14 protein-coding genes, 1 tRNA gene and 1 pseudogene are annotated in these 18,778 nt (G+C 71.8%); 2 read left to right on the forward strand and 14 right to left on the reverse strand.

The window, feature by feature from the left end:
- Positions 1-126: 126 nt before the first annotated feature.
- From AS594_RS06260 to AS594_RS06285, 6 genes are all read right to left on the reverse strand, one after another.
- Positions 127-2,754 carry an AAA family ATPase gene (locus AS594_RS06260; RefSeq protein ID WP_069926074.1) on the reverse strand — a complete coding sequence of 876 codons (2,628 nt, stop codon included), beginning with the start codon at positions 2,752-2,754 and terminating at the stop codon, positions 127-129.
- Between the two features lie 112 nt (positions 2,755-2,866).
- Positions 2,867-4,114, reverse strand: a complete 1,248-nt coding sequence (locus AS594_RS06265) for an MFS transporter (protein ID WP_079144916.1) — start codon at positions 4,112-4,114, stop codon at positions 2,867-2,869.
- A 68-nt stretch (positions 4,115-4,182) separates the two neighbouring features.
- Positions 4,183-4,986, reverse strand: coding sequence for a 4'-phosphopantetheinyl transferase family protein (locus AS594_RS06270; RefSeq protein WP_240508955.1), 804 nt, complete (start codon positions 4,984-4,986; stop codon positions 4,183-4,185).
- A gap of 110 nt (positions 4,987-5,096) precedes the next feature.
- On the reverse strand, positions 5,097-5,717 hold the full coding sequence (locus tag AS594_RS06275) for a cysteine dioxygenase family protein (protein WP_079144766.1): 621 nt from the start codon (positions 5,715-5,717) through the stop codon (positions 5,097-5,099).
- Between the two features lie 91 nt (positions 5,718-5,808).
- Positions 5,809-6,714: a LysR family transcriptional regulator gene (locus AS594_RS06280; RefSeq protein WP_069926077.1), complete on the reverse strand. Its 906-nt coding sequence runs from the start codon at positions 6,712-6,714 to the stop codon at positions 5,809-5,811.
- 121 nt (positions 6,715-6,835) lie between these two features.
- Positions 6,836-7,615: a peptidoglycan recognition protein family protein gene (locus AS594_RS06285; RefSeq protein ID WP_069930314.1), complete on the reverse strand. Its 780-nt coding sequence runs from the start codon at positions 7,613-7,615 to the stop codon at positions 6,836-6,838.
- A gap of 283 nt (positions 7,616-7,898) precedes the next feature.
- Here AS594_RS06285 and AS594_RS44505 point away from each other — a divergent pair, with 283 nt between their 5' ends.
- On the forward strand, positions 7,899-8,402 hold the full coding sequence (locus tag AS594_RS44505; protein WP_069926078.1) for a CHRD domain-containing protein: 504 nt from the start codon (positions 7,899-7,901) through the stop codon (positions 8,400-8,402).
- Between the two features lie 200 nt (positions 8,403-8,602).
- Here AS594_RS44505 and rbsD read toward each other — a convergent pair whose 3' ends face one another.
- The 7 genes from rbsD to AS594_RS06325 form a co-directional block, all read right to left on the reverse strand.
- The gene (rbsD, locus tag AS594_RS06295; protein WP_069926079.1) at positions 8,603-8,992 is read right to left on the reverse strand and encodes a D-ribose pyranase; all 390 of its coding nucleotides are present in this window, start codon (positions 8,990-8,992) and stop codon (positions 8,603-8,605) included.
- On the reverse strand, positions 8,989-9,954 hold the full coding sequence (locus AS594_RS06300) for a ribokinase (protein ID WP_069926080.1): 966 nt from the start codon (positions 9,952-9,954) through the stop codon (positions 8,989-8,991). Before AS594_RS06300 ends, rbsD begins: the two co-directional genes overlap by 4 nt.
- 26 nt (positions 9,955-9,980) lie before the next feature.
- On the reverse strand, positions 9,981-11,936 hold the full coding sequence (locus tag AS594_RS06305) for an ABC transporter permease/substrate-binding protein (protein WP_069926081.1): 1,956 nt from the start codon (positions 11,934-11,936) through the stop codon (positions 9,981-9,983).
- Positions 11,923-13,521, reverse strand: a complete 1,599-nt coding sequence (locus tag AS594_RS06310) for a sugar ABC transporter ATP-binding protein (protein WP_079148690.1) — start codon at positions 13,519-13,521, stop codon at positions 11,923-11,925. The genes AS594_RS06305 and AS594_RS06310 overlap by 14 nt, the downstream gene beginning before the upstream one ends.
- Positions 13,518-14,534, reverse strand: a complete 1,017-nt coding sequence (locus AS594_RS06315) for a LacI family DNA-binding transcriptional regulator (protein WP_069926082.1) — start codon at positions 14,532-14,534, stop codon at positions 13,518-13,520. The genes AS594_RS06310 and AS594_RS06315 overlap by 4 nt, the downstream gene beginning before the upstream one ends.
- Before the next feature lie 215 nt (positions 14,535-14,749).
- Positions 14,750-15,229: a VOC family protein gene (locus tag AS594_RS06320; RefSeq protein ID WP_069926083.1), complete on the reverse strand. Its 480-nt coding sequence runs from the start codon at positions 15,227-15,229 to the stop codon at positions 14,750-14,752.
- 172 nt (positions 15,230-15,401) lie between these two features.
- Positions 15,402-15,489, reverse strand: a tRNA-Leu gene (locus AS594_RS06325).
- 247 nt (positions 15,490-15,736) lie between these two features.
- Here AS594_RS06325 and AS594_RS06330 point away from each other — a divergent pair.
- Positions 15,737-17,020, forward strand: a complete 1,284-nt coding sequence (locus AS594_RS06330; RefSeq protein ID WP_069933326.1) for a DUF2254 domain-containing protein — start codon at positions 15,737-15,739, stop codon at positions 17,018-17,020.
- Here AS594_RS06330 and AS594_RS06335 read toward each other — a convergent pair.
- A pseudogene (locus tag AS594_RS06335) lies at positions 17,017-18,560 on the reverse strand (aldehyde dehydrogenase family protein). The gene AS594_RS06330 and the pseudogene AS594_RS06335 overlap by 4 nt on opposite strands.
- Between the last annotated feature and the right edge of the window lie 218 nt (positions 18,561-18,778).

The raw sequence follows: 18,778 nt of genomic DNA on the forward strand, positions 1-18,778 counted from the left end.
GAACAGCCCGAGAGCGTTCCCTGGAACGGTCCGAAAGCGCTCCCGGGAACGGCCCGAGAGCGCTCCGGGGAACGGTCCGAAGGTGTTCCCGTGAACGTTCCCCGACCGTTCCCGCGTGCAGCCGGGTCAGAGCGAGCGCAGTGCCTCCCGGGCACGCCGTACCAGGCCGTCCGCGCTGCACTGTTCGGCGAGCTTCAGACCGCGGGTCAGTTCGCTCGCGGAACGTGCCGCGATGCCGTACTCGACCCGCGCCACGGCGTGTTCGTAGGCGCACGGGGAGCTTTCCAGGAACGCGACGGCCTTGGCCAGCAGTTCCACGGCCTGTTCGCCCTCCTCCAGGGCCGCCGCACAGCGCAGTGACTCCCCGATGGCGGTGTCCGTGCCGAAGCGCTCGGCGCGGTCCCGTACGTAGCCGACGAGAGCGGCGGCGCGGGCAGGGTCGTCGGCGGCCACCGCACGGGCGAGATCGCTCGCCCAGGGCGCCATGACCCCGTTGTGCCGGCCGCGCGCGGTCAGCGCCTCGCCGGCCGCTTCGAGTTCCGCCACGGCTTCCTTGGTACGCCCCTGGGCGAGCAGCAGCCTTCCCCGTACGCACTGGGCGTCGGGAATGACGATCGACGACGGGTACGGCGGCGCGAACGCGTGGCGGTCGGCCGCCTCCTGGGCCGCGTCGATCCTGCCCCGCGCGAGCAGCGTGTCGATAAGCATGCACGCCGCGTCCCAGTGCATCGGCAGGCCGTTCCCGACGCGCTCCGCGAGGCGAAGGCTCTCGCGCAGATACATCTCCGCCCGGTCGAGCCTTCCGCGCCTGCGCTGGAGGTAGCCGACGAGGGCGTGGGCGAAGGCCAGGTGCCCGCCGCTCCAGCCGGAGATCTCGAAGGCGCGCAGTGCCTCGTCGAAGAGGCACTCGGCCCGGTCGAGCCGGTCGGCGAAGGCGTACGTGAGGCCGAGCAGGGCCGGCGGCTCGAAACCCCAGGCGGTGTTGGTCCAGCCGAGGCCCGGCGCGAGACCGCCGTCGAGCAGTGCCCGGTCGCAGATCTCGACGACCTCCTCCGCGTTCTCACCGCGTGCGGTGCCGTCGAAGGCCCTCAGTATGAGGAGCACGCGTTCGGAGTTGTCACGGCCGCGCAGCCCCTCGGCCATCTCGGCCAGGCGCCGGGAACGTCCCGGTCCGTCGTCCTCGGCGGACTGTACGCCCTCCCACAGGAAGTGCACGGCCTGGAGCCGCATCCGGGTGGGGCCGGGGGCGGTCCTGGCCACCTCGGCCGCGACCACCTCGGCGGCTTCCCGCGTCTGGTTGTTGTGCGTGAGCGCCTGGGACAGCCGGAAGACCGCGTCCACCCGCCGGCCGGCGTCCAGGCCCGGCATGCCGAGGGCGGCCCGCAGGTGGCCGACGGTGGTGGCGGGGGAGGTCAAGAGGGTGGAGCAGCCCAGTTCGTACAGGACCTCGGCATGCACCTCCGGCAGCGGCGGCTCCTGGACGGCGCGTTCCAGACACCGCCTCGCGGCGTCCGGAGCACCGACGGCGAGGTGCTCGGAGGCGGCCTCGCGCAGCTGGGCGACAAGCTCCGGATCGTCGTCCGGGTGGACTTCGAGGAGGTGCCGGGCGGCGGCCGCCGGGCCCCGGCCCGCGCGGGTGACCGCCCAGGCGGCCAGGCCGTGCATGGCGGTGCGGGTGGCCGCGGGAATGGCCCGGTAGACGGCGCCCGCGATGAGCGGATGGACGAACTCCATCGGGTCCGTGCCCGCCAGGATGCGGGCAGCGCGCAGCCGTTCCGCGCAGTCCGCGGCCTGGTCGCCCGGCAGGCCGGCGAGTGCGGCGGCCAGGTCCAGCGAGATCTCCGTGCCGAGGATGGCCGCCGCCCAGGCAAACCGGGTGGTGGCGGTGCCCAGTTCCTCGAGCCGGGCGATCAGGCCGCTGCCGCGCGCGGAAGCACCGAGGGCGCGCAGGGCGCCCGCGGAGCCCTCGACCGGATCCAGGCGTTCGTCGCGCACCTTCGCGACGAGCTCCACCGTCTCGTAGAGGTTGCCGCCGGTGACGGCCCACACCTCGCGGCAGAACGGATCGTCGGCGTGCTCGCCCAGGGCTGCCCGCGCGAGGCGCGCCACGGCGTCCGGCGTGAGCGCGCGCAGACTGACGCACCGGCCGGCGGCGGCCTCCATCGCCCGGATGAACTCCGCGGTGTCGCCGGTCGGTTCCTCGGTGCGGTACGCCATGACGACGAGTACGGGCAGGTCCTCGCGCTGGACGAAGGACGCCAGCCAGCCGAGGGTCTCCAGGTCGGACCAGTGCGCGTCGTCGACGATCAGGACCAGCGGCCGGTGCGTGTCCGCCAGGCGCAGCAGCAGGGCGTCCAGGCCGTCCCGGACGCCCTGGGGGTCGGCCTGTCCGCCGGGCGGCGCCACACCGAGCGCGGGGCCGATGATCTCGTACCCGTCGCCGAGCAGTTCCCTGGCGTCGACCGCGCCCGCCGGAGCGAGCGCGGGCTGGAGGAGTTGCCGTACGACGTGGAAGGGGACGGAGGTGACCGTCTCACCACCGCCTGCGGACCATACCGCGCACCGTCCGGCGGCGAGCCGCCGGATTTCGGACAGAAGCGCTGTCTTGCCGAGACCGGCCTCGCCGCTGCACACGAGAACCCCACCCGCGGGCGCGTCCGCGCAGAGCGCGTCGACAGCCTGTGCGGCGGCGGCGAGTTCCGTCTCGCGTTCCAGCAGCGGGACGGTGACCGGGTGCTCCGGGCCGGACACCATCATCCCTCCCAAACCATGGCGGACCTCGAGCGTAGCCCGGCGGCGCCGAGGGTGGAATCGTTCCGCGCACTTTGGTCCGGTACGAGTGAACGAGCGTTACCTGGTGGCCCCGTCACTGGTCGGCCCGGCTTGCGGATTCCGGGGCTCCGGTCAACGGGGGACGGTCGGGTTCGTATACCACCGGGGTCGCACGCGCGTCCGAAGTCCGCTGTCGCCGGATCAGGAAGACGACGGCGAGGAGGACGGCGACACCGTGCGACCAGGCGACGACCGCGAACGGGGAGAACGTCTCCAGGGCGGCTGCGACCGCGATCATCCCCACCCCGAACCCGAGGTTCTCGACGGTGGCCGAGATGCCGAAGGCGTGCCCGCGCAGCGTCTGCGGCAGCGTCTGGAGATGCGACGTGTAGGAGACCTCCGTGAGTCCGTCGGCGGCGCCCGCGACCAGAGCGATCACCAGGGTCACCGCCGTCGGGAAGCCGGCGAAGCCCAGGATGAACGCCGAGGACATGGCCACCGTGCCCAGCCCGAACCCCACGGCCCCGACGGACCGCCCGGTGCGCCCGGCCCATCGCTGGATCACCTGCTGGGCCAGTACGTTCCCGAGCGCCCAGAACAGCCAGAACCGGCTGACGAACGCGGCCGGGTCACCAGGGTCGAGCGCACTGGAGTACACCGGGAGCGCCGCGTTGTGCGAGGAGGAACCGAGGGCGTCGACACCGCGCAGGCTTACCATGAGACCCAGCACGGGAACGGCCACAAGCGCCGCGAACGCGGCGGACCGACCGCGGCGCCGCGTCCCGTGCTCCTCCCCGGCCGCCGCGCCCTCTGCCCCGCCCCCGGCCGTCCGCTCCGTACCCCGTCCGCTCCCCCGCCCCGCCGCCGGGAGCGGGATCACCGTCGCCGCGCACACCAGGAAGCTCGCCGCGTCGAGCAGGAACGCCGCGGTGAATCCCAGCAGCGAGACGACCACGCCCGCGGAGGCGAAACCCGCCACCATCGCCAGCGAACGCCCGCCGACCATTAGGGAGTTGGCCCAGCTTCGCCGGTCCTCCCCCACCAGGCCGGGGACGGAGCTGCGCAGCGCGACCGTGAACACGGTGCCGCACGCGCCGATCGTCGCGGAGGAGACGAACAGGCCCGCGGTGAGCATCTCTTCGGGCACGAAGGCCAGGACCAGCAGGGCGGCGGCCTGGGCCACGTTGGTCCACAGCATGACCGGTTTGGCCGGCAACCGGGCCAGCAGGGAGCCCGCCGCGAGACCGGCGAGGAATCCGGCGCCGAGGCGTATCGCCATGAACAGGCCCATGGCGAGCGCGCTGCCCGTCGTCTCGTAGACGAACAGGTTGAGCGCCACCATGTTGAGGAAGGTGCCGTACGAGGAGACCGCGTAGCCCCCGACGAGAATCCGGTAGCGCCAGTCCGCCGTCACGGCGTCGCGGTGCCGTAACGGGGAACGGCGGCGGAGGAGGTAGCGAAGGAGGAGCGGGAAGGGGAAGGAGGGGACGGGGACCGGACGGCTACGGCGGCCGCGAATCCGGCCGGAGCGAGCACGTCACCGATCAGCCACCCCGCCGGATGGTTCACCGCCTGCGGACCGGTGCCCAGGTAGTCGAGGGAGAGGCTGCGGGACAGCCCGATGCCGAGCCCCTTGAGGTACGCCTCCTTGCGCGCCCAGCCGCGCGCGAAGGCGGCCGGCCGCCCGGCCTCCGGCAGGGCCGAGAGTTCGGCGGTCTCGCGCGGATGCAGCTCCCCCCCGATCTCTCGCACCACTTCCGGCCGCGGCAGGGCCTCCACGTCCACACCCACGGGCACCGCCGCGCACGCGAGCAGCGCCACGCTGCCGCTGTGGGACAGCGAGAAGTGCACGGGACCGTCCGCCGTGGCGGGCCGCCCGTGCGGGCCGCCACAGGACAGACACGGCTCCCGGTGCAGACGTACCGCGCCGGGTTCCATCCCCAGCCAGGCGCCCAGCATCGTCCTGAGGGCGACATGGGCGGTGATGTAGCACCTGCGGTCGGTCTCTCGGACGAACGCCGCCGCCCGCTCCTTCTCACCGTCGTCGAGTACGTCGGCGGCGAGCCGCACCGCTACGTCCCCCTGCCGGCCCGCGTCCACGCTCCACAGCAGGGGCACCGGGTCGCCGCTTTCCCCGGACGGCTCCGGCAGCGCGACGGAGACCGGCTCTCCGAGAACCGGAGTCATGGGCACGTACGTCACGGTTCCGTTCACCGGCCGAGCATAGGCAGTACGCAGGTGCATACCGAAGCGGGTCGGCCGGATTGCGACCGCGTACGGCCGGAATCATGCGCACGCGGCCCAGCAGCACGAATTCCGGGGTGTCAGTCGGCGGGGACCGGCTCGTACGTCCGGCGGACGCTCGTCCCGAGGCGTGACAGGTCGGCGCCGTAGACGTGCAGGGAGACCGCCACGTCCGTGCCCGCGTTCCACACCCGGTGTATGTCACCGGGCGGCGCGAACCCGCAGACCGTTCCCAGCGTGTTGACGAAGTCCCCGGTGGCGACCAGACGCGCCGCCGAGCCGCCGCCGGACGGGACGAGCCGGTACCGCCGCTCGTGTTCGGCGCCCGCGTGGACCCCGGTCGTGCACCACGCCACGTGGTCGTGCACCGGGGTGTACTGGCCGGGCAGCCACACCAGCGCGACGACGGAGAAGCTTCCGTCCCCCTCCGCGTGGAGCAGGTGCTGCCGGTAGTTCCGGGGATCGCTCGTGCGCTGCCCCGGGGTGAGCAGATCGTCGGCGCCCAGGTGCGGCGCCAGCCGCTCGCCGACGAGGTACGCTGTCGGGTCGGGCGGAAGTCCCCGGCGGACGACTTCGCGCACGTGTGAGATCAGCGTGGCGAGGCGCCTGGTCGTACGCCCTGCCACGGCTTCGCCGGCCGCTGCGGCTGCTGTGGTTCCCTTGGTTCCCGTGGCTCCTGTGGCTGCTGTCGAAGGGGGCATACGAGCAGCTTCCCGCCGTCCGCACCAAGACGTCCAAGGAGCGTTTGTACGCCGTCGCCCAAGTCCTGCTTATGCCTCGGCGTCCGCGCCGTCAGCAGCCCGCCTTGTTCGCCGCCACCGCTCTGAGTTCCTCCAGCACCAGCGCCGTGGCCGGAATCCTCAGGTGCTCGCGCAGGACGTACGCCGCCACCTGCCGCCGGGACGCCGGCTGCAACGCGCGCCCCGCCACCTTCGGGTGCCGGAGGAAGTTGAGTACCAGGCCGGGCATCATCGCCACCCCGAGCCCCTCGGCGACGAGGCTCTGCACCACCAGGTTGTCGTCGGTGGTAAAGGCGATGTCGGGCGCGAAGCCCTGTTCGGCGCACTCGTGCAGGAAGTGCACGCGGCAGCGCGGGCAGCCGGCGATCCAGCGCTCGTCCGCGAGGTCGGCCAGCCGCACGGCGCGGCGCCGCGCGAGCGGGTGCCCGGCCCGCAGCAGGACCAGCAACTGGTCCTCCATCAGCGGTACTTCCATCACCTCACCGGGCACGTCCTCGCGCAGCCCCGGATAGGTGAAGGCGAGGGTGATGTCGCATTCCCCCCGCGCGAGGCGCCGCAGCGACCCGGGCGGCTCCTCCTCCAGGAGTTCCACCGACACCCCCGGGTGGCCGGCGGCCAGCAGGGCCAACGCCTCCGGTACGAGGGTGGCGTTGGCGCTGGGGAAGGCGCAGACCCGCACGCGCCCCGCGCGAAGCCGGGTGAAGGAGTTCATCTGGCGGCGCGCTGCGGACATGTCGTCGAGGATAACTACCGCGTGCCGCGACAGCGTCTCCCCGGCCTCGGTGAGCCGCAGGCCGCGGCCGGAGCGGCTGAACAGAGGTGTGCCGACGTCGCGTTCGAGCGCCTTCATCTGCTGGGTGATCGCCGGCTGTGTGTATCCCAGGGCGCGGGCGGCCGCGGAGTACGAGCCGGTCCTGACCACTTCGTGGAACGTCCTTATGTGCCGCGTGTCGAACACCTGCGAACCATAAGCAGAATTTGGGGTGCCCGAACACCACTCCTTCGGCCGTGCCGACCGGCATCCCGCCCCCTGTGTCCCCCTGCCTCTGCCGCCGTCGGGTGCGTACGGGCGGGGCGGGCTACCGTCCCTGGAGCCTAGCGGCCGCCTTCCTGATCGCGGGGAGTTCCGCCGCGAGCGCGGCGCCGGGACATTGCGTGGAGTAACCGTCGCTGTGTCCCGATACGGCGTGCAGCCGCGCGCTCGTCCCCTTGGGGAACCTGCTGAGGCTGTTCGAGGACACGAGGCGCACCATGGAGCGCGGGTCGACGTCCGACATGCCGAGCTTCCAGGCGACGACCGCCGCGATGGCGTCGGTCATGGGCTTCGGGACCGGCACACCGGCGGTGAAGACGCCGATGGCCGCGATGCCCACCGTGTGGTGGTTGAAGCCCTGTGCGTGCGCCCCGACCACGGCCCGCCCGGTTCCGCCCGCCCGCCCTTCGTAGACGGTGCCGCAGCGGTCGACGAGGAAGTTGTACCCGATGTCGTCCCAGTGCCGGCCGCCGGCCTGGGCGGCGTACACCTCGCGGATGATGCCCGGGACGTCGGCGCAGTCGTAATCGTTCGGGGAGTTGGTGTGGTGGATGAAGGCCGCCTCGACGGGGTCTGCGTAGCGGACCGGCGCCCGGCGGTGCTTGGCGCCCTTCAGCCACTTCTCCCGGGGCACGACGGCAGGCTGCGGAGCGGGGTGCGCCGAGCCGGCCCGTTGCGCCCGCGTGGTGCCGTCGCCGGCCCGGTTCGGATCCCGGTCGGCTCGCAGAGGGGACGCGGCGGGGCCGACGGCTGCGGCGCACAGCAGCATGAGCCCGACGACCGTGGCTCCGGACCCACGGCTCAGCGCCACTCGAAGGACGCGCATGGTCACCACCCTGTGCCCCGGCCGGGGCCGGCCGCCATACGTGCTCGGCCGAACGGGGGAAGGGGGAACAGGACCGTGCGGCACACACCGCGCCGCCGCTCACCACGACGTCGTACGGACCTTCGTCCTCTCGGCGTCGAGAGGACCGGTGCACACCCGTCCAGCCGTACAAATGTTGAGGGACGGTCATGCGTGTCCTTGTGTGGAGCCCAGCGATCCGGCCTCGGTGCGGGCCAACGGGCTCGGCGCCGCTCGGGTCGCCCGACACAGAGATGAGACGTCCATGCGTGTTCCGACCACCCTGATGGTCTCGGCCGTTTCCTGCGCGGCCGCCCTCGTCACCCTGGCCGCTCCGGCCGTAGCGGCCGGCCCCGCCGACGGCGGCGGCGACCGGGTGTCCCACGGCCGGGCCGACCTCACCGGCCACGAGGAGGTCCCCGGCCCGGGCGACCCTGACGGCAGTGGCGAGTTCTGGTACCAGATCAAGCACGGCACCTTGTGCTACTCACTGAACGTACGCAAGATCGCGAAGCCCACGGCCGCGCATATCCACGCCGGCAGGCGGGGCACGGCGGGACCCGTGGTGGTCACGCTCAAGACCCCCACACACGGGTCGGCGAAGGGCTGCATCAAGGCGCGTCCGCACCAGACGGCCGCCAACGCCGCCACCGTCCTGACATACGGCGAGCTGAAGCAGATCGCCTGCAAGCCCGGGAAGTTCTACGTGAACGTCCACAACCGTCCCTACCCCGACGGGGCGATCCGCGGGCAGCTCCACCGCCACTAGGTACCGGCCCGACGGCCGGACGGACTGCCTGTCAGCCCGTCCGGCCTTCGGCACGTCCGCCACCCGCGGTGAGATCCGCGCCCAGGCGGTGTCTCGGCGGCCAGTGGTCCACCTGCCTGAGAAGTACGGCAACCGGCGAGGCGTCCGCAACCGGCTGCGGATGTGGGCCGTCGACGGAACCCGGGACCGCTCCTCCCGGGTCAGAAGAAGACGCCGCAGCGCAGCAGTACGTTCGCGTAGGGGCGCGCCTCACCCGTCCGCACCACCAGCCGGGCACCGGCCGACAGCGACTTGAGCGTGTCGTGCGGCACCAGCACCAGCCCCGGAAGGCGCTCCTCCAGAAGCCCGGCCGCGGCCGGATTCGACTCCCGCACCTCCCGCGCGGCCGTCGCGCCCTCGACGACCAGCTCCTCCAGCAGCCCGTCGAGTACGTCGGCGAAGGACGGGATCCCGGCCCGGAAGGCCAGATCGACGACCTGCGGACCCTCCGGTACGGGCATGCCAGCGTCGCAGACGAGAACCTCGTGACCGTGGCCGAGACCGGCCAGGGCCCCCGCCAGCGGGCGGTTCAGAATCCCGGCCTTCTTCACAGCGCCGAGACCTCGGCGGCGGTCGGGAAGGACGCCTGCGCCCCCTCCTTGGTGACGGCGGCGGCGCCCACCCGTACCGCGAAGGCGGCCGCCTTCACCAGGTCCTCGCCGAGGCTGAGCCGCCAGGCCAGGGCCGCGGTGAAGGCGTCACCGGCGCCCGTGGTGTCGACGGCGTCGACCCGGGGGCTCGGGACCCGTACGGTGGCGGCGTCCGGACCGCCTTCGGCGACCAGTGCGCCCCGCGCGCCCATCGTGACGACGACCGACCGCGCGCCGAGCGCGAGCAGTTCCCGGGCCCAGTCCTCCGGGTCGTCCTCGGCGTGCCCGCCCGCGTCGCCGCCGTCGCCCCCTGGCCCGTCACCGTCGACATCGGTGTCGCTGTCGGCGAGCATGAACAGGGCCTCGTGCTCGTTCAGTACCAGCGGATCACAGGCGGCGAGCACGTCCGCGGGCAGTGGCCCGGGCGGCGAGGGGTTCAGTACGAACCGGCTCCCGGCCGCCCTCGTACGTACCACTTCGGCCACCGTCTCCAGCGGGACCTCCAGCTGCGCCGAGACGACGCGCGCGGCGGCGAGCAGCCCGGCGGCAGCGCGGACGTCCTGCGGGGTGAGCCGGGCGTTCGCACCGGGCGAGACGACGATGCTGTTGTCACCCGAGGGGTCCACGGTGATCAGGGCGACGCCGGTGGGCGCGCCGCCGGTCAGCACACCACCGGTGTCCACACCGGCCGCGCGCTGCGATTCCAGCAGCAGCCGCCCGTGGGCGTCGTCGCCGACGCGGGCCAGCAGCGCCGTCCTGGCGCCCAGACGGGCGGCGGCGACGGCCTGGTTGGCGCCCTTGCCGCCCGGATGGACGGCCAGGTCGGAGCCGAGCACGGTCTCGCCGGCCGCCGGGCGGCGCTCGACGCCGATCACCAGGTCGGCGTTGGCCGACCCCACGACCAGCAGGTCGAAGTCGTTCATGCCTGTCCTGCCTTCGCTGTTCACGGTCACGAGAAGTCGGCGACGTTCTTCTTCGTCACGACCTTGACCGGCACCTTTACCACGCTGTCGACCGTCTTGCCGCGCGCCGCCCCGACGGCGTTGCGGACGGCGATCCTGCCGAGCTCCTTCGGCTGCTGGGCCACCGACGCGTAGAGCGTGCCGGCCCCGACCGCCTTGAGACCGTCCGGGGTTCCGTCGAATCCGACGACGTGCACGGACTTCCCCGCCTTGCTGCCCAGCGCCTTGACCGCGCCGAGCGCCATCTCGTCGTTCTCGGCGAAGACGCCGGTGATTCCGGGGTGGGACTGGAGGAGGTTGGTCATGACGTCCAGGCCCTTGGTTCGGTCGAAGTCCGCGGGCTGCGACGCGGCGACCTTGATTCCCGGGTACGCCTTCAGCCCGTCGGCGAAGCCCTTCCCGCGCTCGCGGCTGGCGGATGTGCCCGCGGTGCCTTGCAGTACGACGATCTCGCCCTTGCCGCCGAGCTTGTCGGCGAGTGCCTTCGCGGCCAGCCGTCCGCCGGCCACGTTGTCCGAGGCGACGAGGGTGGCGGTGTCGGCCTTGTTGACGCCGCGGTCGGCGGCGACCACCGGGATGCCGGCCTTGTTGGCGGCCCGTACGGCAGGACCGGCCGCGTCCGAGTCGACCGGGTTGACGATGACCGACGCCACGCCCTCACCGGTGAAGTTCTGGAGCTGGTTCGCCTGCTGGGAGGCGTCGTTCTGCGCGTCCGTCACCGTCAGGTCGATGCCGGCCTTCTCGGCCTCCGCCTGGGCGCCCGCCTTCATCTGCACGAAGAACGGGTTGTTGAGCGTGGAGAGCGACATCCCGACCTTGGTGGTCGTACCGGACGACCCGGAGCCGAAGAAGGACACGGCCGCGACGACGGCCGCCACGCACACGGCGGTCACCGCGAGTTTCGCCGCCCCCTTGCGCCCGTTCCCATAGACGCCGGACGAGGCCGCGGGAGCGGCCGAACCGCCGCCCGCACGTCGCCGCAGTGTGTCCAGCAGTACGGCGAGCGCGATGACCACGCCGATGACGACCTGCTGCCAGAAGGCCGAGACGGACATCAGGTTCAGCCCGTTGCGCAGTACGGCGAGTATGAGCGCGCCGATCAGGGTGCCGGACGCCTTGCCGACGCCGCCCGCCAGGCTGGCGCCGCCGATGACGACCGCGGCGATGGCGTCGAGTTCGTACCCCTGCGCGGCCTGCGGCTGGGCGGAGACGAGCCGGGACGCGAGGACAATGCCCGCGACGGCCGCGAAGAGGCCGGACAGCGCGTAGACGACGAGCTTCTGCCGCTTGACGCGCAGCCCGGAGAGCCTGGCCGCTTCCTCGTTGCCGCCGATCGCGTACATCGAGCGTCCGATGTACGTACGGCCCAGGACGAGCGCGGTCACGAGACCCATCACGACCATCACGAGGACCGGCACCGGCAGCCACCCGCCGAGCGTGTCACCCAGTACCGACACGGACTCGGGGAACGCGATCGGGCTGCCCTGCGAGATGACCAGGGACAGACCGCGGCCGATGGAGAGCATGGCCAGGGTGGCGATGAAGGGCGGGAGTTTGCCGTACGAGACGAGGGCTCCGTTGACGAGGCCGCAGGCGATGCCCGTACCGACGGCGAGGATCACCGCGATCCACACCGGCACTCCCTCGGACGTGGCCGTCCAGGCGAGGACGGTCGCCGAGAGGGCGGCCACCGATCCGACCGACAGGTCGATGCCCGCCGAGACGATGACGAAGGTGACGCCGAACGCGAGGATCGCGGTGACGGCCGCCTGGACGCCGACGTTCAGCAGGTTCTGGGTGGTCAGGAAGTCGCCGGAGAGCAGCGACATCGCCACCACCAGGACGACCAGGGCGCTGAGCGCGCCGTTGTCGAGCAGGACGCGGCGGACCGTACTCGCGGCGCTCGCGGTGGTGTTGGTCTTGAGCGTGTCAGTAGTGGCCACGAGAGCCCTCCACTTCGTTCATGCTGTCGGGGGCTTCGTCGGTGGTGTCGGGGGCTTGCGCGGTGTCGAGGGCTTGCGCGGTGTCGGAGGCTTGCGCGGTGTCGGGGGCGCTGAGAGCCAGCGCCATCACCGCGTCCTGGGTCGCCTCATGTGCGGGGAGTTCGCCGGCGATCCGGCCCTGGGCCATCACCAGCACCCGGTCGCTCATGCCGAGGACCTCGGGCAGATCGCTCGAAATCATCAGGACGGCGTGCCCGGAGGCGGTCAGTTCATTGATCAGCTGATAGATCTCGACCTTGGCGCCCACGTCGATGCCGCGCGTCGGCTCGTCGAGGATCAGCACCCGGGTGTCGGCGAGCAGCCACTTCCCGATGACGACCTTCTGCTGGTTCCCGCCCGAGAGCGTGCGGACGTGCTGGCCGAGACCTGCCATCCGTACGCCCAGCTGTCCGGCGATCCGCGCGGCAGCCGCACTCTGGCCCTTGCGGTCCACGAGGCCGGCTCGGGTGGCCGAACGCATCGTGACCAGCCCGAGGTTCTCCTGCACCGAGGCGTCGAGCACCAGCCCTTGCCCCTTGCGGTCCTCGGGGACGAGACCGATGCCGGCGCCCATGGCGGCGTTCACGTCGCCCTTGCCGAGCCGCGCGCCGCGCACCTCCACCGTCCCGGCGTCGTAGGGGTCGGCGCCGAACACCGCGCGTACGACCTCCGTCCGTCCGGCGCCGACGAGCCCGGCGAAACCGACGACCTCACCCGCCCGCACGTCGAAGCTGACGTCGTGAAAGACGCCCCCGCGCGTCAGCCCGCGTACGGAGAGCAACGCGTCGCCCACCGCCGGGCGTTCCCGCGGATACTGCTGCTCGATGCTGCGCCCGACCATCAGCCGTACGAGTTCGTCCTCGGGCGTGGAGGCGGGTACCTGGCCGGCGCTGCGGCCGTCGCGCAGCACGGTGACGCGGTCGCCGAGGGCCGCGATCTCCTCCAGGTGATGGGTGATGAAGACGATGCCCACGCCGTCCTCGCGCAGCTGCCGCACGATGCGGAAGAGCTTGTCCACTTCCTCGCTGGTCAGTACGGCGGTGGGCTCGTCCATGATGAGGACACGCGCCTCCAGGCTCAGCGCCTTGGCGATCTCCACCATCTGGAGCCGGGCGATGCCCAGTTCACGCACCGGGGTCTTCGGGGACACCTGTACGCCCACCCGCTCCAGCAGCGCCTGTGCGTCGGCCTCCATCCGCTTGCGGTCGATCATGGCGAAGCGCCGGGGCTGGCGGCCGAGGAAGATGTTCTCGGCGACGGTCAGTTCGGGCACCAGGTTGAACTCCTGGTGGATGGTGGCGATCCCCAGCCGCTCGGCGTCCTGCGCACCCTGGATACGAACCTCGGACCCGTCGACAAGGATCCGGCCGCCGTCGGGCCGGCAGGCCCCGGACAGCGTTTTGATCAGCGTGCTCTTGCCCGCGCCGTTCTCACCGAGCAGCACGTGCACTTCGCCGCGCCGAAGATCGAAGTCGACGGAGTCGAGGGCGACGACGCCGGGGAAGGTCTTGCGTATGCCTTCGATGCGCAGCAGTTCGCCGCTCACAGATTGCTCCTCTGGCTCTGCTCCCCCTCGCCGCAGGACCTGCGTACGACAAGACGTGCGGGAAGGGTGACGGACTGCGGGGGCCGGCCCTCGATGAGGTCGACCAGTGCCCGTACGGCGGCCCGGCCCAGTTCGCCGGTCGGCTGGGCGATCGCGGTGATCGGCGGATCGGTGTGGACGAACCACGGGATGTCGTCGAAGGCGGCGAGCCCGATGTCGTGCGGGACGCGCAGGCCGCGCGCGCGGATCGCGTCCAGTGCGCCGAGTGCCATCAGGTTGTCGGCGGCGAAGACCACTTCGGGCGGCTCCGGCAGGCCGAGGAACGCCTCGGTGGCCCGCCGCCCGCTGTCGGCCTGGAAGTCGCCCTGGCCGATGTAGGCGTCGGGCAGTGGCAGCCCGTGCTCCGCCAGCGCCTCGCGGAAGGCTTCGACGCGCTCGCTTCCCGTGGTGGTCGCGGCGGGCCCGGCGATGATGGCGAGCCTGCGGTGCCCCAGCCGGTACAGGTGGGCGACCAGGTCCCGGACGGCCGGACAGCCGTCGGCGCGCACTACGGGCACGTCCACACCCGGAATCCAGCGGTCCACGAAGACCATGGGGGTGCCGCCGCGCGCGGCGTCGAGTATCTGCGGCGATCCCCCGTCGGCGGGCGAGACCAGAAGCCCGTCGATCCGGCGGTCCAGCAGCGTACGTACGTGGTGGTCCTGAAGATCGGGCCGCTCGTCCGCGTTCCCGATGATGACGCTGTAGCCGAGGGCGCGTGCCGCTTCCTCCACGGACCGGGCGAGCGCCGTGAAGTACGGATTGAGTACGTCGCTGATGACCAGTCCGAGGGTGCGCGTCTGGTCGGTGCGCAGCGACCGGGCCACGGCGTTGGGCCGGTAGCCGAGTGCTTCTACGGCGGCGAGGACGCGGGTGCGCGCGTCGGGGCTGACGGACGGATGGCTGTTGAGAACGCGCGAGACCGTGGCAGCGGACACGCCCGCCTCAGCCGCGACATCCTTGATGCTCGCCACGACCGGACCACCTCCTTGTGGGCCTGTGGAATCGATTACAAGGCGTCATGTAATCGATTCCACGCACGAGAGGCAAGACCCGGACCCCACAGCGAGACGCAATCGTGACGAGGCCCGGCCCGGCCGGGGCCGGTGGGCCGGCAGCTCGTCGGGGCCGGTCGGCCCGGCCGCTCGGCCGAGCCGGCCGGGCGGCCCCCGCCGGGACAGCGGGCGCCCTACTCCCCCGCGTACGCCTTCCGTAGCGCGGCCATGTCGAGCTTGGTCATCCCGTACATCACCTCGGTGGTGCGCTTCGCCTTTTCCGGGTCCGGGTCGACGAGCATGTCGACGAGCCCGTCGGGGATGACCTGCCACGACACGCCGTACTTGTCCTTCAGCCAGCCGCAGGGACCCTCCGAACCGGCCTCCGAGAGAGCACTCCAGTAGTGGTCCACCTCGTCCTGGTCGTCGCAGAAGACCTGGAAGGAGACGGCCTCGTTGAACGTGAACTCCGGCCCGCCGTTCACGCCGACGAACCTCTGCCCGTTGGCCTCGAACTCGACGGTCATGACCGAGCCCGCCGGCCCCGGCCCGGCCTCGTTGTAGCGGCCGATCCGACCGATCCTGGAGTCCTTGAAGATCGAGACGTAGTGGTTGGCGGCCTCTTCGGCCTGACCGTCGAACCACAGGCAAGTGGTGAATCCCTTGGTGACCATCGGTGCCTCCAGCACATGAGCGGTGTGTACCCATGGAGACCGTTCCCGCGCGTCGAACTCATCGGCGCCCCGCCGGGCCCGTACGGAACGGACTCGCCTCCACCGTGACGACCACCGGGAACGCAAAAAAGACCCCAGATGGACTGGGGTCTCCACTTGCTGATGCACTTACTGGTGTCCGAGGGGGGACTTGAACCCCCACGCCCGATAAAGGGCACTAGCACCTCAAGCTAGCGCGTCTGCCATTCCGCCACCCGGACCAGGTGGTCGGCCCCGGTTTCCCGTGGCGACATGGAAAACAATACCAGGGGTTCGGCGCGCCTTTCACCTGCGTATTCCGTGGTCAGTGGCTTGCGGAGACCTCGGCGGGCGCCGGCCGGACACAGTCGCCCGGCCTTGCTCACAGCGTGTCGCCGCTCGTGTACGCGTAGCGTTCGCGCGGTGAGTTTCGGATACGGATTCGGCCGCCGTGGACCTCGGTATCGCCGGCCGCGCGCCCTGTCGCCGATGCGTGAGCATCTGCGGGACACCTTCTGGTTCGCGCCGACCCTGGGGCTGTTGTGCGCGTTCGTTCTGTGGTGGGCGGCGTCGGCGCTCGACGCGGAGATCGTCGCGCATCTCCAGGGCGAGGAGGCGTACGACGAGGTCGGCGATCTCATCGGGATCGCCGAGGACGCCAAGACGATCGTCACCACGATCAGCTCCGCGATGATGACCTTCATCGGCGTGGTCTTCAGCATCTCGCTGGTGGCCGTACAGATGGCGAGCGGCGGGTTCACGCCCCGGGTCGTGCGGATCTTCGTGCGGAGCCGGATCACCAAGCTCACGCTCACGGTGTTTCTCGCGACGTTCCTGTTCTCGCTGCTGGTGCTGACGCAGTACGACAGCAAGTCCGATCCACGGCTGGTGACCACCGTGCCGCTCGTGCAGAGCGTGCTGGTCGTGATCATGGTGCTGCTCAGCCTGCTGCTGTTCATCGCGTACGTGTCGTCCACGCTGCGGCTCATGCAGGTCGGGCCCGTCGTCGACCGGATCGCGCGGGAGTCGTTCCGGGTGCTGGCCAGGCACGCGGGCGGTGAGCCCGACGCCCCCTTCGTGACCGGTACACCGGAGCCGCTCGTTCCCGAGAGCGGGCGGATCGCGCACCGAGGGCGGGCCGGCGTGCTGCGGGACGTGAACGTCGCGCGGCTGGTACGGGCCGCCCGGCGCGAAGGTGTGGTCCTGCGGCTCATTCCCCGGATCGGGGACTTCGTCGTACCCGGGACACCCGTGCTCGCCGTGCACGGTGAGGGGGCGCCGTCGCGGCGGACGCTCCGGTACACCATTTACGTCGGGGTGGAACGGACCTCGCACCAGGATCTCGGGTTCGGGCTGCGGCAGCTCTCCGACATCGCGCTGCGGGCGCTGTCGCCCGCCGTCAACGATCCGACGACCGCCGTGCAGTGTCTGGACCGGATCGTCCAGTTCCTCGCCGCGGTGGCGGTCAGGCCGCTGGGGGCCGTGCGGCACCGGGACGGGCGGGGGGCGGTGCGGCTGGTGCAGGACGTGCCGGGGTGGGCCGACCTGGTGGATCTCGGGTTCGCGGAGATCCGGGGGTACGCGGCCGGCAGCCCGCAGGTGTCGAGGCGGCTGCTCGCCGGGATCGACGACCTCTTGCTGCTGGCGCCGGAGAACAGGAGAGAACCGCTGGTGCGCCACCGTACGCTCCTCGTTCAGGCCGTGGAGCGTACGGTGCCCGAGGCGGCCGAGCGGGCGTTCGCCCTGCTGCCCGACCACCAGGGCATCGGCTAGGGCATCAGGTGGTAGTCGGGGAAGTTGCCCGGAAGGCGTTCGTCGTGCGGGCCCTCGGTCACCGAGCGGACGAGGAGTTCGCCGCCCACGAACGCGCCTCGCCACGACGCGCCGAAGCCGCCGAAGAGTTCGTCGCGGTCGCCCCGCGAACGGGGCTTTCCGTGGCCGACCTTGAAGGAACGGATCTGGGGCGACAGCCGTTCATATGTCGAGGGGTCGTCGGTGGAAAGGGTCGCCACCAGGGCTCCGTTGGAGGCGTTCATCGCGGCGAGGAGTTCCGCCTCCGTGTCGACCAGGACGATGGTGTCCACCGGGCCGAAGGGCTCCGCGTGGTGGAGGGGGGAAGATGGGGGCGGGTTCAGCAGGGTGACGGGTGGCAGGTAGGCACTGGTGTCCTGGCCGGGCAGGAAGCGGGCGCCGGCGAGGGAGCCCCGGTGGAGCGGGACCGCGCCCCGGTCAATGGCCTCGCTCACCTGGTCGGCCAGTTCCTTGGCCTTGGCCGCGTTGATGAGCGGGCCGAAGTCCAGGGTGGGGAGCGGGTCTTCGGGTTCTCGACGGCGAGGGGGTGGCCGGTGCGGATGGAGCGTACGGCGGGCAGGTACGCCGCGAGGAACGCGTCGAACAGGGTCCGCTGGACGACGAAGCGCGGGTAGGCGGTGCAGCGCTGCTTGCCGTAGTCGAAGAGCTTGGGAATGAGGGAGGTCAGGGTGGGCCAGTCCGAGTAGTTCCAGATGCCCCAGGTGTTGAGGCCCTCCTGTTCGAGGATGTGGCGCTTGCCGAGGTCGGCCACGGCGGTGGCGATACGGGCGCCCGTGTCGCGGCCGCCCACGAACGAGACGCAGCCGATCTCCGGGGAGCGGACGAGGGATGCGGAGAGTTCGCTGCCGCTGCCACTGACGAGGGTGACGGGGATGCCTTCGCGTGCTGCCAGGGCCGAGGCGAGGGTGAGGCAGGCGACGCCGCCGTCGGTGGGGGTCTTGGCGATGACCGCGTTGCCGGCCAGGGCCTGCACCAGCATGGCGTGGACCAGGACGGACATCGGGTAGTTCCAGCTGGCGATGTTCGACACGGGGCCGGGGAGCGGGGTGCGGTCGGCGAGCATGGGGCCGATGCCGTCGACGTACCAGCGCACGCCGTCGATCGCGCGGTCGACGTCGGCCTGGGCGAGGCGCCACGGCTTGCCTATCTCCCAGACCAGGAGAAGAGCGAGCAGTTCGCGGTGCTCGGTGAGGGCGTCGAGCGTGGCGGCCACGCGGGCGCGGCGCTCGGCCAGTGGAACGTGGCGCCAGGCGCGGTGCTGGTCGAGTGACGCGCGTACGGCCTGGCCGGCGGTGGGGGCGTCGAGGCGCGGCGGGCCCGCGATGGGGCTGCCGTCGACGGGTGAGGTGGCGGGGAGCGCGCGGCCGTCGGGCTTCCAGGCGGAGGCCCAGAGGTTGAGTACGCGGTCGTCGCGGAACGCTTCGGGGGCGACGGCGCGGCAGCGCTGCCAGGCATCGGACCAGGCTGTGCCGGGCTTGAGGGTGAGGGTGACGGGTGCCATCTGTTCTCTCCGCTCGTAAGGGGGGCGGGGCGGGACTGAGTGGCGCGGGCCGCCCCGCACGAGGGCGCGTCCGGCGGAGATCCCCCTTTCCCCTGCCCGCCCCTTCCCGTACCGGGGCGAGTCCCGGGCCCGGACGCGCCGGTGATTCCGGGGCGGTCGGGGCGGACGGCCGCGCGGCGGGCACATCCCGCTCAGCGGCGCGATCGCAGCCCCTTCGG

The organism is Streptomyces agglomeratus (assembly GCF_001746415.1).
GTDB classification, from domain to species: domain Bacteria; phylum Actinomycetota; class Actinomycetes; order Streptomycetales; family Streptomycetaceae; genus Streptomyces; species Streptomyces agglomeratus.

Excerpts from the sequence above, each read along its gene's own strand:
- AS594_RS06260 (WP_069926074.1), bottom strand. The coding sequence starts at position 2,754 with ATGGTGTCCGGCCCGGAGCACCCGGTCACCGTCCCGCTGCTGGAACGC.
- AS594_RS06265 (WP_079144916.1), bottom strand. The coding sequence starts at position 4,114 with ATGGTGGCGCTCAACCTGTTCGTCTACGAGACGACGGGCAGCGCGCTC.
- AS594_RS06275 (WP_079144766.1), bottom strand. The coding sequence starts at position 5,717 with ATGCCCCCTTCGACAGCAGCCACAGGAGCCACGGGAACCAAGGGAACC.
- AS594_RS06285 (WP_069930314.1), bottom strand. The coding sequence starts at position 7,615 with ATGCGCGTCCTTCGAGTGGCGCTGAGCCGTGGGTCCGGAGCCACGGTC.
- AS594_RS44505 (WP_069926078.1), top strand. The coding sequence starts at position 7,899 with ATGCGTGTTCCGACCACCCTGATGGTCTCGGCCGTTTCCTGCGCGGCC.
- AS594_RS06300 (WP_069926080.1), bottom strand. The coding sequence starts at position 9,954 with ATGAACGACTTCGACCTGCTGGTCGTGGGGTCGGCCAACGCCGACCTG.
- AS594_RS06320 (WP_069926083.1), bottom strand. The coding sequence starts at position 15,229 with ATGGTCACCAAGGGATTCACCACTTGCCTGTGGTTCGACGGTCAGGCC.
- AS594_RS06330 (WP_069933326.1), top strand. The coding sequence starts at position 15,737 with ATGCGTGAGCATCTGCGGGACACCTTCTGGTTCGCGCCGACCCTGGGG.